Annotated in this window: 17 protein-coding genes; 13 read left to right on the top strand and 4 right to left on the bottom strand. The window is 61.9% G+C overall.

Annotated features, from left to right (window positions below; genetic code table 11):
- Positions 1–211: 211 nt before the first annotated feature.
- Complete coding sequence (locus NKH63_RS12580; RefSeq protein WP_352594728.1) at positions 212–565, bottom strand: hypothetical protein; 354 nt, start codon at positions 563–565, stop codon at positions 212–214.
- A gap of 952 nt (positions 566–1517) precedes the next feature.
- On the bottom strand, positions 1518–1736 hold the full coding sequence (locus NKH63_RS12585; protein WP_352910898.1) for a KTSC domain-containing protein: 219 nt from the start codon (positions 1734–1736) through the stop codon (positions 1518–1520).
- Between the two features lie 271 nt (positions 1737–2007).
- Between NKH63_RS12585 and NKH63_RS12590 the strand changes: the two genes are divergently transcribed.
- From NKH63_RS12590 to NKH63_RS12655, 13 genes are all read left to right on the top strand, one after another.
- Positions 2008–2241, top strand: a complete 234-nt coding sequence (locus NKH63_RS12590; protein WP_352467844.1) for a hypothetical protein — start codon at positions 2008–2010, stop codon at positions 2239–2241.
- A gap of 972 nt (positions 2242–3213) precedes the next feature.
- Complete coding sequence (locus NKH63_RS12600; RefSeq protein WP_352610158.1) at positions 3214–5241, top strand: conjugal transfer protein TraG; 2028 nt, start codon at positions 3214–3216, stop codon at positions 5239–5241.
- Positions 5242–5361: 120 nt separating this feature from the next.
- Positions 5362–5775, top strand: coding sequence for a CopG family transcriptional regulator (locus NKH63_RS12605; protein ID WP_352910894.1), 414 nt, complete (start codon positions 5362–5364; stop codon positions 5773–5775).
- Positions 5772–6740 carry a P-type conjugative transfer ATPase TrbB gene (gene trbB, locus NKH63_RS12610; protein ID WP_352720257.1) on the top strand — a complete coding sequence of 323 codons (969 nt, stop codon included), beginning with the start codon at positions 5772–5774 and terminating at the stop codon, positions 6738–6740. Before NKH63_RS12605 ends, trbB begins: the two co-directional genes overlap by 4 nt.
- 10 nt (positions 6741–6750) lie before the next feature.
- Positions 6751–7059, top strand: coding sequence for a TrbC/VirB2 family type IV secretion system protein (locus NKH63_RS12615; protein WP_352528997.1), 309 nt, complete (start codon positions 6751–6753; stop codon positions 7057–7059).
- Complete coding sequence (locus tag NKH63_RS12620; RefSeq protein WP_352746273.1) at positions 7059–7331, top strand: VirB3 family type IV secretion system protein; 273 nt, start codon at positions 7059–7061, stop codon at positions 7329–7331. Before NKH63_RS12615 ends, NKH63_RS12620 begins: the two co-directional genes overlap by 1 nt.
- Entirely contained in the window at positions 7325–9775 is a 2451-nt protein-coding gene (gene trbE, locus NKH63_RS12625; RefSeq protein ID WP_352917937.1) for a conjugal transfer protein TrbE, read from the top strand. Before NKH63_RS12620 ends, trbE begins: the two co-directional genes overlap by 7 nt.
- On the top strand, positions 9772–10497 hold the full coding sequence (gene trbJ, locus NKH63_RS12630; RefSeq protein ID WP_023718720.1) for a P-type conjugative transfer protein TrbJ: 726 nt from the start codon (positions 9772–9774) through the stop codon (positions 10495–10497). The genes trbE and trbJ overlap by 4 nt, the downstream gene beginning before the upstream one ends.
- Before the next feature lie 36 nt (positions 10498–10533).
- Complete coding sequence (gene trbL, locus NKH63_RS12635) at positions 10534–11856, top strand: P-type conjugative transfer protein TrbL (RefSeq protein ID WP_352910887.1); 1323 nt, start codon at positions 10534–10536, stop codon at positions 11854–11856.
- A complete protein-coding gene (trbF, locus tag NKH63_RS12640; protein ID WP_352910885.1) occupies positions 11857–12588 on the top strand; it encodes a conjugal transfer protein TrbF in 732 nt (243 codons plus the stop codon).
- Entirely contained in the window at positions 12578–13606 is a 1029-nt protein-coding gene (trbG, locus tag NKH63_RS12645; protein ID WP_352528987.1) for a P-type conjugative transfer protein TrbG, read from the top strand. The genes trbF and trbG overlap by 11 nt, the downstream gene beginning before the upstream one ends.
- 10 nt (positions 13607–13616) lie before the next feature.
- A complete protein-coding gene (locus NKH63_RS12650; RefSeq protein ID WP_352718533.1) occupies positions 13617–14834 on the top strand; it encodes a TraB/TrbI/VirB10 family type IV secretion system protein in 1218 nt (405 codons plus the stop codon).
- An 11-nt stretch (positions 14835–14845) separates the two neighbouring features.
- A complete protein-coding gene (locus NKH63_RS12655) occupies positions 14846–15118 on the top strand; it encodes a DUF2274 domain-containing protein (protein ID WP_352517831.1) in 273 nt (90 codons plus the stop codon).
- A gap of 245 nt (positions 15119–15363) precedes the next feature.
- Here NKH63_RS12655 and NKH63_RS12660 read toward each other — a convergent pair whose 3' ends face one another.
- Both NKH63_RS12660 and NKH63_RS12665 read right to left on the bottom strand, forming a co-directional pair.
- The gene (locus tag NKH63_RS12660; RefSeq protein WP_352810630.1) at positions 15364–16251 is read right to left on the bottom strand and encodes a hypothetical protein; all 888 of its coding nucleotides are present in this window, start codon (positions 16249–16251) and stop codon (positions 15364–15366) included.
- A 9-nt stretch (positions 16252–16260) separates the two neighbouring features.
- Positions 16261–18504, bottom strand: a complete 2244-nt coding sequence (locus NKH63_RS12665) for a S8 family peptidase (RefSeq protein WP_352885399.1) — start codon at positions 18502–18504, stop codon at positions 16261–16263.
- Positions 18505–18573 lie beyond the last annotated feature (69 nt).

Consider the following 18573-nt stretch of genomic DNA (forward strand, 5'->3'; position numbering starts at 1 on the left):
CACCGGTAGTCCGAAGACGCCAGCGACACTATCTGACCGAAAGCAAACAGAAGCTAGGCGTGCCCCACTGAAAGCACAAGCAAGCGCAAACGTTCCTGGACTGATGCTCGGCTGGCGGCAACTTGCTCGCCAGCCGAGTTTATCTTAGCCGGTGGTCGGGGGAGACCAGCCAGCCACACGCTGGTGATTCCAACCCGAGCCGATGTGCCAATCAGCAACCTTCGTCGGTCTTTTTCACCTGGCCTGGCGCGGCGGTTTTGGCTGTCGTGTCCTGCTGACCTGGCGCCGCCTGCTGAGCGCTGCCAGTCTGCTGGCCGGGCGCGCAGTCTCTGGCCGAGTTCGCATTTGTGGTGCCGCTGGTCGTGGTCGTGTCGGTGCCTTGATCGCCGGACATGTTGGTGCCGCTGCTCGTCGTGCCGGTGCCCTGATCCGTCGTGCTGGGCATGGTTGTCGTGGTCGAGGTGCCGCTCGTCGAGGTTCCGCTCGAAGTTCCGCTGGTCGTCTGGGCAAAGGAAAGCCCGGCCGACACCGCCAGTACGGCCGAAGCCAAAAGGATGCGTTTCATGTTCTTTCTCGCGGTGTGCGCTGGCAAATCCAACAGGCAGATAGAAAGAGTGTTCCCCCAAGAAGCTCAACTTTTGTCACTCTGGTCGTAGGCCAGCCTTAAAGTGGCGGACGTATATTAGAATCCTCTTGAAGAAGACGCTGCCCGCACCAGAATCCGTGGCATGGCTCGGGGAATAGACATTGGTGACCAGGTGGCCATTACGGCCAGGGTTCGAAGGCGGATAACAGAGGACCGCGTAAGCGTGTCGATCCCAGGCTACGACTTCCCACATTCCATCATCGACCACACCAAGGTGAACCGAGGGCCAGCAAATCGACCTGAAAGGCGAGGTCACGCGCATCGACGAGGACACCGTGACGATCGACCTCGGGCCGCTGGTCACGGTCGACCGTGACAAGGTCCGGTAGAAATATCGGCCGCCAAACCGACGAAAGGCACTTGTCGTTGCCCCGGATTAGAACCGACAACATCGCGACGGGCTATGAGGGCAGGCCGCATGACGGGCCGGTAGAGGACGAGTCGAAGCACTTGGTCTACTGCCCAGTCTGCGGCCAAACGTTCGACGCGCGCGATCTTGGACAGGTCTTCCACCACGCTGAGTCCCAGCACGAGCCGCTTCCGGTCGAGCAATAGTCCAGCTAGTTGAGCTCCGGCGGCAGACCGACGTTGAGACCCTTCAGCGCGCCACCGCGTACGTTGGATGAGAAAAGGGTGCTGCGTGCACCGCGCCTTCCCCGCGCGCCGATGTTCCACCTGGACCGCAAAAAAGTCCCGCCGCACTGCCAGAACGGCGGGACCGATCAAACGCTTTGCACCAGGCGGGGGGATGCCGGGGGGTTGGGCTTGCCAGGTGAGCGCGGACCGTAACCAACCCTAAGCGCCACAGCGGCAACGCGTCCACCAACCGCCGGTTGGAGCGATAGGACGATTGAGCGGTCGGCAGGTCAGGTCATCCCGGGTCGCTATCGCTCGCAACCAGACGATAGCGGAAATTGTTGCGGATGTGGTCGTTGAAGTAGCGGCCCTTGGCGAACGCGGCCCGGAACGCGGCAAAGGTTTCCGGCGGTACCCCCTCAAACTCGTACCGCTTGTCGCTGGCCACAAACCAGACAGAGAGGATTCTTCTGTCAGGATCGTATTCCGTTTTGCGTATCGAAGTAGATGGCATGAGCACCACAGCCCGAGGCCCGCGCCTTGCGGGGAGCGCGGGCCGATCGGAATACCGATCTGCAGCAATACCTGGAGGGGGAGGATTCGCTGCGTGCACCGAACTTTCGCGGCGATCCCGTGTTCCATCGAGATACACAAAAAGCTGGCTGCACCTTTCGGCATCACGCGGACGTTGGATTTCTGAGAAAGCGCGAGCGTCAATACTAACTTCTGGTGATGGAATTTTCCCGTGAGATAGGCACGCTCCACGGCGAAAGGAGTGCCCCGCCATGACCGTCCTCGCCTACAACCTTGCCAATGACATCAAAGGATTATGGAGGGTCGTCTTCGTGCCGGACGAACTGCATTTGTATGTGGAATTCAGCCAGCCAGACGCCGACACAAACCCGGCTGATTGGATGAGCGTTGATGATTTCCTTGCATGGCGGCCGAAAGGCGCACTCCACGAGCGAGCGCGCGACAGCTTGGTTTCGCTCATTTGCAAGGCGCTGACAGGGCGGTGAGACACGGGAAACCCGCACCGAGATCGAGTGCGAGCGCCGCGAGTGGGCCTAGGGCCCCACAAGCCAGTGCGACCCCGCCGCCGGCAAACCGCGGCGGGCGAGTGCCTCGGGGACACGATGGTAGATTACTAATGCGTTCGCGCGTGTGGCCTTAAGTCGCAAACTATTGGCTTCAGAAGCAGGGCGTAGGGCTTCATTGATGGTGCTACCAACACCATATGGTGACCCATAGCCCTCCAAAACGAGAGAAGCTCGTCCCGACGGGTCGCACTGCGGCCGTCAGCTGGTAATTGCTACGAACTAGGAAACCATCATGCCTGAAAATACCAGACCAACTTCGAGAGACGTCCCCCTCATTCAGCTAGGCCTCTATCAGTGCCGCTTCCCGGTGAGCGAAGACGCTTCTGTACCTGGCGGTTATCGTTTTTGTGCTGGGCCAACTTCGCCGGATCGCGTCTACTGCGATCACCACCACAACATTGTGACCGCCGTGGACCCTCGTCGAGCCCGTTCGGGTCTTCACCTCGCTCAACCACGCGCCGCGTAAGCCTGACTGGCGGCGGCCTCCCGGCCAGGCGCTATGGGCTCCAAGGCCTTGGCTACGACGTTGCCATCGGCTCGGTCTGGCCCATCCTGCCTTATGCCGTCTTCGCCGATGTATCCCCCGTCGCCCAATTGAGAACGACGACTTCTCGCCGAGCCTTTCAGCTCGCTCTCGCACAAACGCGTCGGCTCCAAAGGTTTGTCTGTCAGCACATCTTCAATGTGCCCGCGCCTGAAGCCCCAACATCTTCTGCGACCAAACCGCGTACCTGGCACCGCCGATCGGTTGCTGCGGCGGATTTTCGCTGTTCGCAGCTGAACAATGCCTATCAACCTTGTCATCGCACCTAGTCGCACGTAGCGGCCGTTCGAATTCTCATCGCTCGGCGCGATGTTTGGTCCGTCTGGCCAGAAGAGCGGAGCAAGCCATTGACACCCACGAAGTTGCTGATTGGGCAGATCGCTGTCGTATTCGCAATTGTCATTCTTGGCGTGTGGACTGCAACCCAATGGTGCGCCCACATGCTCTTCTATCAGCCGCCACTCGGCGCGCCATGGTTTGTGACAGTCGGCTGGCCGATCTACCAGCCGTGGAAACTGTTCGAATGGTGGTTCCAATTTGACGCCTATGCGCCTGAAGTCTTCGACAAGGCTGGCATACTTGCCGGAGCCAGCGGGTTCCTGGGCTGTGCCGCCGCGATAGCTGGGTCCCTCTGGCGCGCACGGCAGCGGGGGTTGGTCACCACCTATGGGTCCTCACGATGGGCCATGAAGCTGGAGATCGAGAAGGCGGGGCTGTTTCAGCCGGCCGGCGTTTTCCTTGGCGGACTGAATTATCGCTATCTGCGCCATGACGGACCAGAACACGTCATGGCCTTTGCGCCGACACGTTCGGGCAAGGGCGTCGGACTCGTTGTTCCAACCCTTCTTTCCTGGACCGGCTCGGCCGTCATTCACGACATCAAAGGCGAGAACTGGCAGCTGACCTCTGGCTGGAGGTCGAAGTTCTCGCACTGTCTCTTGTTCAATCCGACCGATCCGAGATCGGCGCGGTACAACCCGCTGCTGGAAGTGCGCAAAGGTCCAGATGAGGTCCGCGACGTTCAGAACATCGCCGACATTCTCGTCGATCCGGAAGGCGCGCTGGAGCGGCGGAACCATTGGGAGAAGACCAGTCATTCACTCCTAGTTGGCGCCATCTTGCACGTGCTCTACGCCGAAGAGGAAAAGACACTCGCCCGTGTCGCCACCTTCCTGTCGGACCCGCAACGCTCATTCGCTGCGACACTGCAGCGGATGATGACCACAAACCACCTCGGCACGGTGGACAAGCCTCAGGTCCATCCGGTCGTGGCCTCGGCGGCTCGTGAGGTGCTGAACAAGTCAGAGAACGAGCGCTCAGGCGTTCTCTCGACCGCCATGTCGTTTCTCGGGCTCTATCGTGATCCAACGGTGGCCGCGGCAACATCGGCCTGCGACTGGCGCATTGCCGACCTTGTGGATGCCGAGCGACCGATGTCGCTGTATCTGGTCGTGCCGCCGTCGGATATCTCGCGCACTAAGCCCCTGGTGCGATTGGTGCTCAATCAAATCGGCCGGCGGCTGACCGAGCGCCTGGAGGGCGATCCAAAGAAGAGCCGCAAGCATCAGCTCCTGATGATGCTGGATGAATTTCCGGCGCTCGGTCGGCTCGACTTCTTCGAGACTGCGCTCGCCTTCATGGCAGGCTACGGCATCCGCGCTTATCTGATAGCGCAATCGTTGAACCAAATCTCCAAGGCCTATGGCGAGAACAACGCCATTCTCGACAATTGCCATGTGCGGATTGCCTTTTCCTCAAATGACGAGCGCACGGCCAAACGCATCTCGGACGCGCTCGGTACCGCGACGGAACTCAGATCGATGCGCAACTATGCCGGCCATCGGTTGGCGCCCTGGTTGTCCCACGTCATGGTAAGCCGCCAAGAGACCGCTCGCCCCCTGCTGACGCCGGGTGAGGTGATGCAGTTGCCGCAGGCTGACGAACTAATCCTGGTTTCGGGATTGCCGCCGATTCGCGCCAAGAAGTTGCGTTATTACCAGGATCCGAATTTCACGGAGCGAGTGCTGCCTTCGCCGGTGCTGCGCGACGGTGCCTACGCGGATCGGCCCACGTCGCGCCCGGACGATTGGAGTGGACAGGTGCGCGGCGTGGATCGGCGTCTTGCTGGCGATGACGACAGTGCCGGCGCGGCAATCGAAGACGGAGGTGTCCAGCAGCAGCGCCATCCGGGCCTGCGCGAAGAACGGACCCTCGTCGTCCAGGAGCCTGATCAGGGCGATCTGTTCACGCCCGCAGACGATGACTGCGAGACGCTCGCCGACAAGCGCGTCATGGATCGGATTTCCACCGCCGCACGTGCGTACGGCCTCAACGAGGGAATGGGCGACGACAAGGACATCGTGCCCGGCTTCTGAACGGCGCGCCATACGCGGGCGCATCTCAGCGTAGATAACGGCCGTAAGCGATTTCGAGGATCTCGACGATGCTCGTTCCCGTCGCCGGTGCATCAGCGCCGGTCAGAGGGAACGAGCAGCATGAAGCCCCACCGCATTCGTCACCAGTTTTTGCTTGAACCCGAGTTGAGCGAGAAGCTGGAGAACCTCAGCCGCAATTCATCGACCACCAAATCGGCCATTGTGGCGCACGCGGTCGAGACCTTTATCGAGCAGCGTGGGGAGAATGAACTCGACCAGCGCTACGGCAAGAGGCTCGACCGTCTTTCCCGCGACCTCGGACATGTCAGGCGCGATGTCGAGATGATCCTGGAGAGCCTGGCGCTCTTCATCCGCTTTTCGATCACGCTTCATGCTCACACGCCGGTGCCGGACAGGGCCACGCAAGCGATTGCCCAGGAGCGCTTCGACAAATTCGTTGAACAGGTCGGCCGCCAGATCGCTTCCGGGAAACGGTCACTTGGCACCGACGATCGCAGGGGAGGGGAAGGATGAGTTCTCATCCGGAAGCCGACCATCGCCGCCGCGCCATGCTGCGCACCGCCATGGGTCCGGCGATCACCGAAGCCCTTGCCGATCCGACCGTCATTGAGGTGATGGTCAATCCCGACGGTGCGCTGCGGCTCGACCGGTTGGGTGAAGGCCGGGTCGACACCGGCGTGCACATGCATCCTTCTGAGGCCGAACGCATCATCCGCCTGGTCGCCTCCCACGTGCGCGCCGAGGCGCATGCTGACAATCCGATTGTCAGCGCCGAATTGCCATCGGGCGAGCGCTTCGAGGGTCTGCTGCCGCCTGTCGTGCTGGGGCCATGCTTCGCCATCCGAAAGCCTGCGGCGAAACTCTACACGTTGGCCGACTATGTCGCCGACCGGGTCATGCTGCCGCTGCAGGCCGATGCGCTGAAGAAGGCGGTCCGCGAGCGGCGCAACATCCTGGTCGCCGGCGGCACGTCGTCGGGCAAGACAACACTTGCCAATGCGCTGCTGGCACAAGCCGCCGATTGCGACGAGCGGGTGATCCTGATCGAGGACACACGCGAACTGCAATGCGCGGCGAAGGATTGCGTTGCCTTGAGGACGAGGCGGGGGGCGGTCACGCTCGCCGATCTCGTGCGCTCGACCCTGCGGCTCAGACCCGACCGCATCATCGTGGGCGAAGTCAGGGGCGCGGAAGCCCTGGACATGCTGAAGGCATGGAACACCGGGCATCCCGGCGGCATCGCGACGGTTCACGCCAATTCGGCGCGCTCCGCTCTCTACCGTATCGAGCAGCTCGCCCAGGAAGCCGTCGTCACCGTTCCCCGCCGCCTCATCGCTGATGCGGTAGATCTGATCGTCTTCATCGCTGGGCGCGGATCCTCGCGCCGCATTGACGCGATCGCTGAGGTCACCGGTCTCGACAGCAGCGGTGATTACGCCGTCACCCCGCTCACGCTTCCGCAACTCCAGCAGTTTTGAAAGGTCACTCATGCGCAAGAAGCTTCGCTTCCTTTCGTCCACCGCGCTCGCGTTTCTTCTCACCGTCCCGGCCCACGCAGCGGGCTCCGGCATGCCTTGGGAACAGCCGCTGCAGCAGATCCTTGAGTCGGTGCAGGGACCGGTCGCCAAGATCGTCGCGGTGATCATCATCATCACCACCGGCCTGACCCTTGCTTTCGGTGACACGGCAGGCGGTTTTCGCCGGCTGATCCAGATTGTCTTCGGCCTGTCGATCGCCTTCGCGGCATCGAGCTTCTTTCTCTCCTTCTTCTCCTTCGGCGGCGGGGCACTCGTTTGATGGCCACCGGAGAGCAGCATATCGAGGGTTTCGAAGTCCCCGTTCACAGGGCATTGACTGAGCCGATCCTGCTGGGCGGCGCGCCGCGAGCGGTGGCGATCCTCAACGGCACGGTGGCCGCGGCAATAGGCCTTGGCCTGCAGCAGTGGATCGCCGGACTGGCGCTCTGGATGGCCGGCCACACGCTCGCGGTCTTTGCCGCTCGCCGCGATCCGGACTTCGCCAGCGTGCTTGTCCGTCATCTTCGCCTGAAGGGGTGGCTTGCATGCTGAACCTTTCGGAGTATCGCGGCAAAGCCGATCGGCTTGCCGATCATCTGCCCTGGGCCGCTTTGGTCGCGCCCGGCATCGTGCTAAATAAAGACGGTAGCTTCCAGCGAACCTTCCGGTTCCGTGGCCCCGACCTTGAAAGTGCGACCGAAGCCGAGTTGGTCGGCATCTGCGCACGAGCCAACAATGCGCTACGAAGGTTGGGCTCCGGATGGGGGTTGTTTTTCGAGGCCGAGCGCGTTGAAGCGCTGGGCTATCCGAGCTCGGCTTTTCCCGATGCTGCCTCATGGCTGGTCGATGAGGAACGGCGCGCGGCCTTCGAGGGCAAGGTCGCGCACTTCGAGAGTGGCTATCATCTGACCTTGGTCTTCATGCCGGCGCCAGATGGCCAGGCGCGGGCGGAAAGCGCACTGGTCGACTCGCATCACTCGGGAGGGGCTAGAGACTGGCGCCAGGAGCTGGCGTGGTTTCGCGACGGGACCGACCGCGTCCTGGATTTGCTGTCCGGCTTCATGCCGGAAGTGCGCGCCCTCGATGATGCCGAGACGCTAACCTATCTGCACGGCACAATCTCGACCTACCGCCATCCGGTCGCCATGCCGGAAACGCCAATGTATCTCGACGGTGTTCTGGTTGACGCGCCGCTTACCGGCGGCCTGGAGCCGATGCTGGGTGAGCAGCATCTGTGCACCCTCACCATCCTTGGTTTCCCGAACGTCACCCGGCCAGGGATCCTCGACGCGCTCAACCATCAGGATTTCGCCTACCGCTGGATGACGCGCTTCATCCCGCTCGACAAGACGGAAGCCACAAAGACACTGACCCGGTTGCGCCGTCAGTGGTTTGCCAAGCGCAAATCGGTCGCAGCCATCCTGCGCGAGGTCGTGACCAACGAACCCGTCCCTCTCGTCGATAGTGACGCCGACAACAAGGCGCTCGATGCGGATGCCGCCCTTCAGGCATTGGGCGGCGATCACGTCGGCTTCGGCTATCTCACCACAACGGTGACGGTATGGGACCAGGACCGGCAGGCCGCCGCGGAAAAGCTCCGAGCGGTTGAGCGCATAGTCAATGGGCTCGGCTTCACCACGATCCGTGAAAGCATCAATGCGGTCGAGGCGTGGCTCGGCTCGTTGCCCGGTCATGTCTACGCTAACGTTCGCCAGCCGCTCGTTCACACGCTGAATCTTGCCCATGTCATGCCGCTGTCGTCGGCGTGGGCCGGTCCGGTGGATAACGAGCATCTCGCCAACGTGACTGGGACCGAATCCCCGCCGCTTCTGTTCGCAGAGACCAACGGGTCGACACCGTTTCGGCTTTCCACCCACGTCGGCGATGTCGGCCACATGCTGGTCGTTGGGCCGACCGGTGCCGGCAAGTCGGTTCTGCTCGCGCTAGTCGCTCTGCAGTTTCGACGCTATGCCGGGGCGCAGGTCTATGTCTTCGACAAGGGCAATTCGGCTCGTGCGGCAACACTGGCCATGGGCGGAGAACACCACGCGCTGGGCTCGGATGGTGCGCTTGCCTTCCAGCCACTGAGCAATATCGGCGACCAGGCTACTCGCAGCTGGGCGGCGGAATGGATCGCCGGCCTCGTTGCCCATGAGAATGTCAGCGTTACGCCCGAGGTAAAGGAGGCGATCTGGTCGGCACTCATCAGCCTTGCCACTGCGCCGGTGCAGGAACGCACGCTGACTGGCCTGTCGGTTCTGCTTCAGTCCAATGGGCTCAAGGCCGCGTTGATGCCCTACACGCTCGACGGTCCCTTCGGCCGGCTGCTCGATGCCGATGAAGATCGGCTGGCTTTGTCGGATGTGCAGTGTTTCGAGACCGAAGAGCTGATGCACCAGGAAGGCGCCGTGCTGCCGGTGCTCACCTATCTCTTCCATCGCCTCGAGGAGCGGCTCGACGGCCGGCCAACACTGCTCATGCTCGACGAGGCCTGGGTCTATCTCGACAACCCGCTCTTTGCCGCCCGCATCCGCGAATGGCTGAAGGTGCTGCGAAAGAAGAACGTCTCCGTCATTTTCGCCACGCAGTCACTTGCAGACATCGCTGGCTCTTCCATCGCGCCGGCGATCATCGAGAGCTGCCCACAGCGCATTTTTCTCCCCAATGACCGTGCCGTGGAACCGCAGGCGCGGGCAGCCTATGAGCACTTCGGCCTGAACGAGCGGCAGATCGAATTGGTCGCCCGTGCCACACCGAAGCGCCAGTATTATCTGCAGTCGCGCCGCGGCAACCGCCTCTTCGAGCTCGGGCTCGGCCCGATCGCTCTTGCGCTCTGCGGCGCCTCTGATCCGGCCACGCAAGCTTTGATCGACAGCGTCCTGTCAGAGCACGGGCAGGACAGCTTTGCTTCCCGGTTCCTGAGTGCGCGCGGCCTCGATTGGGCTGCCGAGCTTCTCCAGCAATTCCCTCAACCAGACAAGGAGCAATCGTCATGATGCGGCGCCGCCTTCTCACCAGCCTGATCACCGTTTCCCTAATCGCAAAACCGATGGCCGACTACGTCCAGCCGGCCCACGCCCTAATCGTGTTCGATCCGTCGAATTATGCGCAGAACGTGCTGACAGCGGCACGTTCCCTGGAGCAGATAAACAACCAGATCCAGTCGCTTCAGAACCAGGCGACGATGCTGCAGAACATGGCGCGCAACCTTCAGCGCCTGGATTTTTCTTCCGTCGGCCAGCTCACAGGTTCGCTCCAACGGATCGACGGCCTGATGACCCAGGCCAGCGGCCTGAGCTTCGATCTCGACAAGCTTCAGAACCAGTGGCGTGTGCAATATCCGGAAAGCTACGACGCCACAATCAAGGTCAGCGATGTGGCGAGCGCCGCGCGCGAGCGCTGGCAAAACGCCATGCAGGCGTTCCGCCAAACCATGAGCGCGCAGTCGCAGATCGTGGAGAACGTGCGGGCCGACGGCGACCTGCTTACCGATCTCGTCAACCGCAGTCAGGGCGCGGCAGGTGCCCTTGAGGCAAGCCAGGCCACCAATCAGCTGATCGCGCTTTCGACCAAGCAGCAGATTCAGATCCAGACGCTGCTCGCGACCCAGTTCCGGGCTGAAGCCGAAGATGCTGCCCGCAAGGCGCAGTCCGAGGAAGCCGCCCGCGAGACGACGAAGCGTTTCCTGGGCACCGGAACGGCCTATCCCGGCAACTGATCAGCAGTTCTTCGAGACAACGAGGAAGGCGGCGACATGAACGACCTCGGCGTCATTGATCGCTTCATGGAGACTTTTACCCGCTATATTGATAGCGGGTTCGGTCTGCTTTCGGGCGACGTCGCCTTTCTCACCACCATCCTGATCGGCATCGACATCACGCTGGCAGGCCTGGTCTGGGCGTTCGGCGGCGAGCCCAATGTTCTTGGCCGGCTTGTCCGAAAAGTGCTCTATGTCGGCGCCTTCGCCTTCATCCTGAACAATTTTAAGAACCTCGCCGACATCATCTACCATTCCTTTGCCGGGCTCGGCATCAACGCATCGGCCGGCAATCTGTCCGCCGACAGTCTCCTGCGGCCAGGCCGCATTGCCGCGGCCGGCTTCGAGGGCGCCTGGCCGCTGCTCAATCAAGCGAGCCAGCTAGTCGGCTTCCCCGAGATCTTTGGCAACGCGCTGACCATCTTCGTGCTGCTTCTCGCCTGGTTTCTGGTCCTCATCGCCTTCTTCATTCTTTCAATTCAGCTCTTCATCACTATCCTGGAGTTCAAACTCACCACATTGGCCGGTTTTGTTCTGGTGCCCTTCGCGCTCTGGAACCGCTCGGCGTTTCTGGCCGAGCGCGTGCTCGGCAATGTGATCTCGTCGGGCATTAAGGTGATGGTGCTTGCTGTCATCGTCGGCATCGGCTCCACGCTCTTCGGCGAGTTCGCTTCCGCGCTGCAAGGCAAGGAGCCGGACTTGGCCGCGGCCATGTCACAGGTACTGGGCGCGTTGGCGCTGCTTGGGCTCGGCATTTTCGGGCCGGGAATTGCCTCGGGTCTTGTCTCGGGCGCGCCGCAGCTTGGCGCGGGAGCCGCACTCGGAACCACCGCGGCGGCCGCCGGATCAACGCTCGTTGCCGGAGGTGCGGCGCTTGCCGGCGCGCGCATGGCAACCGGCGGCGGTCTCGCCGCCGTTCGAGCCGGCACGGCCATGGGATCGGCTGCTTCCACAGCTTGGCAGATGCGGCGTGCAACATCGCCCGAGTCCGGCCTCTCCGGCGTAGCGGCTGGACTGCAGGGCGTTGCCGGCGCAGCTGGCGGCGCCGCGATGCGGGGAATGCGATCTGCAACAGAACCATTCCGGCGCAGCGCCGATGCCGGCCGCAATCCCGCCTGGACCGCGACGGGCGGCACGCCGACCGCATCAATGACCGGAAACCCTGCCGCGTCAGGTGCCAATGCCGCGCCGGCGTGGGCGAGGCGCTTGCGTTCCCAACAGACCGCGCGCGCCCATCGCCACGCCGCCACGCAGGCCGTCCGCGATGGCGATCGGGGTGGAAGCGGGGCCAACCCCTCTCTCAACGATAAGGAAGACTAGATGCTCTTCAAGCGACCTGTTCAGCGTTACGGGAAGACGCCCCACCCCGTCACACCATACCAGAAGGCCGCCCAACTTTGGGACGAGCGCATCGGCACTGCGCGCGTGCAGGCAAGGAACTGGCGCCTGATGGCCTTTGGCTGCCTCGCTCTGGCCATCGGGCTCTCTGGTGGACTCTTGTGGCAGTCGATGCAGGGCCGCGTCGTGCCTTATGTTGTCGAGGTCGACCGCTTCGGTGAAACACGGGCTGTCGCGCCGGCAATCCAAACCTACGAGCCCGACGATGCCCAGATTGCCTGGCACCTCGGCCATTTCATCCAGAATGTCCGCTCCGTCTCCACCGATGCGGTGCTGGTGCGGCAGAATTGGCTCTCGGCCTACGACTTCGCCACCGACCGTGCAGCCCTCTTTCTCAATGAGTACGCTAAGGCCAATGACCCGTTCGGCAAGATCGGCACGCGCAGCATCTCGGTGCAGGTGACGAGCGTGGTTCGAGCGTCCGACAACTCCTTTCAAGTCAAATGGACCGAGCAGGTCTTTGAGCGCGGCAGCCTCGCCAGCACAACGCGTTGGACCGGGATTCTCACCATTGTGATCCGGCCGCCGAACAATACCGATCAGCTGCGCAAAAACCCGCTCGGCGTCTTCATCAACGCAATCGACTGGTCGCGCGAGCTCGACAGTGCCGCGCAAACTTCCGTTCCCCCAAAGGAGCCCGCCAATGATAAATAGACTCTCGTCTCTCCGCACTGCGCTGATCCTGTCGGCGTCGGCTGCGGTCATTTCCGCCTGTGCCTCGAAGCCGGTGCCGCCGCCGCAGATTTCCTATGACCATGCTGACTTCAAGCCGGCCGCGATTGAGAAGGCGCCGGGGAAGCCCGTCAAAGTCGTGGAAGTGCCGAAACCGCTGCCGCTGCCCGGCCAGTTGCAGCCCGAGCCGGGCAAGGCTGCTGAAGACAAGCGCTCGCCTGAAGAACGTGTCGCCGATGCCAACAAGGCGGCGACGCAGCAACCCACCAAATATGGCTATGTGAATGCGGTGCAGGTTTACCCCTTTGCCGAAGGCGCGCTCTACCAGCTCTATGCCGCACCGGAGCGCGTCAGCGATATCGCTCTGCAGTCAGGCGAGAAACTCCAATCCGTGTCGGCCGGCGATACAGTGCGCTGGGTAATTGGCGACACCGTCAGTGGCTCCGGCGATGACCAGCGCACCCATGTGCTGGTGAAGCCCTTCGCGCCAGGACTTGCCACCAATCTGGTGATCACCACGGACCGGCGAAGCTATCACCTGCAGCTTCAAAGCACGGATAAGACCGCCATGGCAGCCATCTCCTGGACTTACAGCGAGGACCAGATCATCGCGCTACGCCGGCGCAATGCGCAGGCCGACGCCGCTATGCCAGTGGCGTCGAATGTGGCTCTCGAAAATATTCGCTTCCGCTATTCGATTACGGGCGACATGCCGCCCTGGAGGCCGACGCGCGCCTTCGATGATGGCAGCAAGGTCTATATCGAGTTTCCGCGCCGCATCGATCAGGGCGAGGCTCCGCCGCTCTTCATCGTCGGTGCTGACGGGGACAACCAGCTCGTCAACTACCGCATACGGGGCAACTATTACATCGTCGATCGCCTCTTCGCCGCAGCCGAACTGCGCCTCGGCGCCAAGCAGCAGCAGGTGGTGCGCATCACGAGGACCGACGGCAGGCAAGCGCCGAGGCGGATATTGCTCTTTTCGCGTTCCAGCAGGTGAGGGACGGCCCATGACGGATACTTCCCGCTCCGATGCTCCACCGAAACTCGATCCAGAACAGCTGCAGCTGCGGGCCTCGCCTCGCCGCGCTGTGCGCTTCAAGCGCAGCATTATTGTCGCCATTGCTGCTGTTGGTTCCGGGACCGTTCTAGGCGTCACCATGATGGCGCTGCAGGGACCGGCGCTGCGCATCAAAGAGCAGGCTGAAGAGCTTTACAACACTGAGCGGAAGCCAACCGCGGAGGCAATTGAAAGGCTGCCTAAGGACTATTCCGGGATCAAGCCCAAGCCTCCGGTGCTTGGACCACCGCTGCCCGGCGACCTCGGCCGCCCCATCCTTGAGCACCAACGCCAGCTGGGCATCGCGCCGGGCCAGGAGGTTTCGGCGGAGGAGCAGCGCCTTGCACAGCAGGCGATCGAGGCGCGCGAATCGCAAGTCTTCTTCCGGATCGAAAATCGACCCCGGCAAGCAGATGCCGCCGGCAACGGGCAGGGCGGGCGTCCACCCTTTGAGGCAACGGCTCCACAATCCGATGCCGCACGCGATTCAGCTTCCGTTGCACCGGCCGAGGGCGACCAAAACAATCAACAGCGCAAGCTCGATTTTGTCAGCCAGCGGAACACAAGTGGAATCTACAATCTGCATGCACTGCAGACGCCGGCTTCGCCCTATCAGCTGATGGCCGGCAGCGTCATCGCAGCGAGCCTGATCACTGGCATCAATTCCGACTTGCCCGGCCTCGTCGTCGCACAGGTCACCGAGAATGTGCACGACACAGTCACCGGCAGCACCTTGCTCATTCCGCAAGGCTCTCGCCTGATTGGCACCTATGACAGCGTTGTTGCCTTTGGACAAAGGCGCGCGCTGCTGGTCTGGCAACGGATACTGCTGCCCGACGGCTCTTCGATCGAAATCGACAATCTGCCGGCGACGGACACCGCCGGCTATGCCGGGCTTGAGGACAAGGTGGATTTCCACACCTGGCAGCTGATCAAAGGCGTTGCGCTGGCCACGTTGCTAGGGGTCGGCACGGAGCTGAGCCTCGGGGAAGAGGAAAGCGACCTGGTCAAAGCAATCCGCGAATCCGCTCAGCAGAACGTCAGTCGAGCTGGCCAGCGCATCACCGAGAAGAACCTCAATATTCAGCCCACGATCACCGTCCGCCCTGGTTGGCCACTGCGCGTCATCGTGCACAAGGATCTTGTGCTACGGCCGTACCCGAATTGACTGGAGTCATCATGACCAATCTGAAACTCGGCAAACTTCCGGATCGGACACCTTCGAAGATCACCATAAGCGTAAGTGCAGACCTGAACCAAGCACTGAAGGACTATGCGGCGCTTTATCGTCAGACCTATGGCGAGTCCGAATCGGTAGCGGAACTGATCCCGTTCATGCTGGCGGAGTTCCTGGAAAGCGATCGAGCGTTTGCCAAGGCCAGAAAGGAAGGGCTCCCTGTCGTCGACATGTCAGAGAAATCGCGGCGGCAGGCAATTTCAGGGTCCGAATAAGTGACAGCGACCAGTGAATCCGAGGGGGCACCTTTCTAGGCGGGCAAATGCATTGAAGCAATTTGCCGGCGGCAAGCCGAAACATAGGGCACAATAGACGAGCTGATCTGCCCCGAACCAATGCCGGCTCTGCGCCCAATCTCGGTCATAGCAGGGTGGCTTTGCCGCCCCCGAAAGCGGACCTCTGTGTGCCCTTGGCTCCGCCCGACCACAGGGAGAACGTTCTGTTTGCCTTTGGAATCTCGTCAGCCGCCCGCGCGCGTGACCCCGAAGATCAGGTAGTTGAGCTCGATCGGACCCGATCCGTTCAGCTTGGGGACGATTGCATTGCTCTGGCGATTGAGGACGAATTCATCCCAGTTCCAGTCAACATCATTGGTCTGGACGACCACGTAGGAACCGAGGCCAAGTTTAGCCGAAGTCGCGGTGCTGGAGAAATCTAGGCCCAGGCTGAACTGCAGGACCTGCTTGTTCTCTCCCTGCTTCTCAATTGTCGAGACCACACCTTTGGCGAGTTGGACGAACGGCACAAGAGCGGGTTGAGCCGTCGTCAGGAGGCCGAGTCCTTCTTTGAAGGCGGAATTGTCGAGGGCTTCCACCAACATGTCCATTCCACCGCTCCGGATGTTTATGGTGCGGCCTTCAAAGCTGAGACCATCCTTGCCGACGTTCACCCCGACGAAGATCGGCAGGCTCATGAGCGGCGCCGCGCTCCTGTCGGTCGCCGAGGTCTTCAACGCGAACCTCATTTCTTCAGACTTGCTACCTGCCTGGTTCTTTCCCATGAATTCGCACAATATCTCGTGCCGGCCGGTGCCCGGGTAGTTATGGACGTAGAAGCGATCGAGAGTGATTTTCAGGCTTGCGTCCTGAAGCGCGTTATCCGGCTGCATCGAAGTGGCGTTGACGATCTGTACTTCGCCGCTGGAGGCAGTTCCCTCCGGGATGAATCCCACCACCGCTCCAGAATAAGCCCAGTGGTCATTCGTAAAGTACGGAATGCGCACGCCTTGGCTTCGCTGTCCCATCTCATAGAAGCGGGCCGCAGCCTCCGTATCGCCTATCAGCTCGAGATAGGCAGCAATTTCCGTCGGATGTTTCGAGCCGATGCTGTTAGACTTGCTGAATTCCATGAGACCTCCTTAGGCGCGAACGCGCGGCCTTGGCCGGATGGCATTCCGAACCGATGCATAGATGTCCTCCTGGACGGTGGGCGCGACTTCGAGCGTGACGGCCAGCGCGTACGGCACCGAACTCTGGTGGAAGTGGGCGTTGAGCGCTCTCGCCTGCACACCGATGAACAGGCCGTTGGAATCGACGAAGGCGGTGCTGTTGTTCCCTTCAAGGATGAAATGGGCGCACGTGCCTCTGCGCATGTCGTCGGGATGAGGCTGCATGATCGTCTTCACTCCGCGCCAGAACTTGCGCTGTCCCGCCTGATCCACCACGTCCAACGTCACTCCGCGATAGGCGATGGAGGTCGGATGCATCGGAGGCATCCAGGAGAGCGTCATCGTGATTCTGCGGATTTCCCGTGACCGGACCATGCTCGTCGGAATCGGTACGCGATACTCGTGAAGCTGTTCATGCCTGATCTCGTCATCGGCAAGTAGCGTGACCCTGTTGCTCGCGCCTTCGATCACTTGATCGTAGCTCGGCCTGCCATATCCCAGGAACTTCGTGATGATACCCCTGCGCCTCCGCCACTGGCCCAATCCCGGGGGTGGATATGCGGCCTCCAGCAAGGTCCCGGCGTCGCCCCACCTCGCGCCGTGCACCAGGAGGGTTCTCGTCGCAAGGGATGCCCGACTGAAATCCCGGAGCGCTGTCCCGTCTTCGGCCAGCACTTCTTCCAGCGCATCGATGATCCGCACGCCGGCTCTGGTAACGAGCGCGGCCGCGTTGCTGGTTCCTGTTGAACGCCTCGTCTTGGAGGAGGATCCGGTGAAGGGATCGGGTGCGGCGGCTTTCAGGCCTATGTGGCCAATCTCGCTGGGCCATATATGATGCCCGGCCGGCTGGTTAGAAGCGTTCGCAACCTGTCTTCCTCCCGCTTCCACGATGTCGGGTTTTAGCGCGCGGTTGATCCCCGGACCGATAGCGGAGCCTATGTTGGTGACGCCAACGGCAGAAAAAGGGTCCATCGCTTCAGACGGGCAGTCTCCTGCTCCGTCCGCGTGGACGGCGCCAACGCTGAGGGCGGTCATGGCTTCAGCCGGACTGAGAAGGCTGCGCATCCCCTTACTGGCTTCGACCGCGCGGAGGAGAGCGATCTGCCGTTCGAGCGGGGCGGCGGAGTTGAACGAGGCGTGGTCGGAATAGCCCGAAGGGAACTGTCCCGTGATGTTCCCGGCGCTGACTACGAAAAGGATCCCATACTTCTCGGAGAGCCAGTCAAGCAGCTTTGCCCATGGGGTGGGCCGCCGGACGAATGGCCCTTCGGCGTCACAAAGCGAATGGTTGATGATCAGGACATCGGGACCGGATGGTCCAAAAAGGCCATCGTCCTCTTTGAGCGCCACTACCGCCCGGTAGATGACGCCGAGGGGAAGCAGATCCTCGCGGGTGCGTTCGTCATTCAGGTGTTGCGGTGCGGCCAAGACAGGGACCACCTTAAGCCTCCGTGTCAGAGGGTCCTCGCCGTTCGCGAGGTCGCCGTGAAGCACGAGCGATGCGATCGCGGTCCCGTGGAAGCGACGCTCGACAGGGACCGAGTCGCCCGTGATGTCCACTTCGACGACGTCGACCCTGCCGGCCAGCAGGGCGTGGTTCTGCATAGGATAACCGTCGAGGATCGCCGCGACCGCGGGGCGGAGTTCTTGCACCGGCCCCTGTGCAGAATTTTGTTCGGACTCTATCGGTTCACTCAGCGGAGCCGCGGAATACAGAGACTGCGGCCGGATCGACATAACTTGGTCGGCATTGGCCAGGGCGCCTGTCCGGGAGCGGACATCCACGGCCTGCTGGGCTGGAACCTCGATCAGCGCGACCTGGTAGCGGATTGGCTCAATGGTGACGAAGTCGACAATCCTGCCGCCAATCGCGGCAAGGATTCCTTCCAGCGACTCCTTGGCATTCATGCGAACGCTTTCGTCCTCGTGGAACCAGAGGTCGAGTTCAAGCCGGACAGATCCCGCGGCGTCACGGGCCATGCGGCGGTCGATGAACAACTGCGTCGCCGGTTCAATGCGGTCCGTTGCGTTCCAGACGCGGATCTTCGACAGGTAACCGAATATCTTCCACCAATCCTTCTCGTCCTCCCTGGGTGCGAGCTTCGTCTCGAATCTCCGCCACATTGCCAGCAGTTGGCGCATGCCGTTCTCAGTTGGCATGGTGAGGTAAAGACGAGCCATCGCCGGATCGTCCGCCGGAAGGTCGTCCAGCACTGCGTTGTCGTCGCTAACTGTATCAGGCTCCGAGCCAGCGTAGTCTTCCGTCAGCCATTCGAATCCCAG

The organism is Mesorhizobium sp. M0960, assembly GCF_040319055.1.
Classification (GTDB): Bacteria; Pseudomonadota; Alphaproteobacteria; order Rhizobiales; family Rhizobiaceae; genus Mesorhizobium.

Bases quoted from the DNA above. Each gene is read 5' to 3' on its own strand.
- NKH63_RS12655 (WP_352517831.1), top strand. From the start codon at position 14,846: ATGACCAATCTGAAACTCGGCAAACTTCCGGATCGGACACCTTCGAAG.
- trbJ (WP_023718720.1), top strand. From the start codon at position 9,772: ATGATGCGGCGCCGCCTTCTCACCAGCCTGATCACCGTTTCCCTAATC.
- trbG (WP_352528987.1), top strand. From the start codon at position 12,578: ATGATAAATAGACTCTCGTCTCTCCGCACTGCGCTGATCCTGTCGGCG.
- NKH63_RS12585 (WP_352910898.1), bottom strand. From the start codon at position 1,736: ATGCCATCTACTTCGATACGCAAAACGGAATACGATCCTGACAGAAGA.
- NKH63_RS12620 (WP_352746273.1), top strand. From the start codon at position 7,059: ATGGCCACCGGAGAGCAGCATATCGAGGGTTTCGAAGTCCCCGTTCAC.
- trbE (WP_352917937.1), top strand. From the start codon at position 7,325: ATGCTGAACCTTTCGGAGTATCGCGGCAAAGCCGATCGGCTTGCCGAT.
- NKH63_RS12650 (WP_352718533.1), top strand. From the start codon at position 13,617: ATGACGGATACTTCCCGCTCCGATGCTCCACCGAAACTCGATCCAGAA.
- trbB (WP_352720257.1), top strand. From the start codon at position 5,772: ATGAGTTCTCATCCGGAAGCCGACCATCGCCGCCGCGCCATGCTGCGC.
- NKH63_RS12660 (WP_352810630.1), bottom strand. From the start codon at position 16,251: ATGGAATTCAGCAAGTCTAACAGCATCGGCTCGAAACATCCGACGGAA.
- trbF (WP_352910885.1), top strand. From the start codon at position 11,857: ATGCTCTTCAAGCGACCTGTTCAGCGTTACGGGAAGACGCCCCACCCC.
- NKH63_RS12590 (WP_352467844.1), top strand. From the start codon at position 2,008: ATGACCGTCCTCGCCTACAACCTTGCCAATGACATCAAAGGATTATGG.
- NKH63_RS12605 (WP_352910894.1), top strand. From the start codon at position 5,362: ATGAAGCCCCACCGCATTCGTCACCAGTTTTTGCTTGAACCCGAGTTG.
- trbL (WP_352910887.1), top strand. From the start codon at position 10,534: ATGAACGACCTCGGCGTCATTGATCGCTTCATGGAGACTTTTACCCGC.
- NKH63_RS12580 (WP_352594728.1), bottom strand. From the start codon at position 565: ATGAAACGCATCCTTTTGGCTTCGGCCGTACTGGCGGTGTCGGCCGGG.
- NKH63_RS12615 (WP_352528997.1), top strand. From the start codon at position 6,751: ATGCGCAAGAAGCTTCGCTTCCTTTCGTCCACCGCGCTCGCGTTTCTT.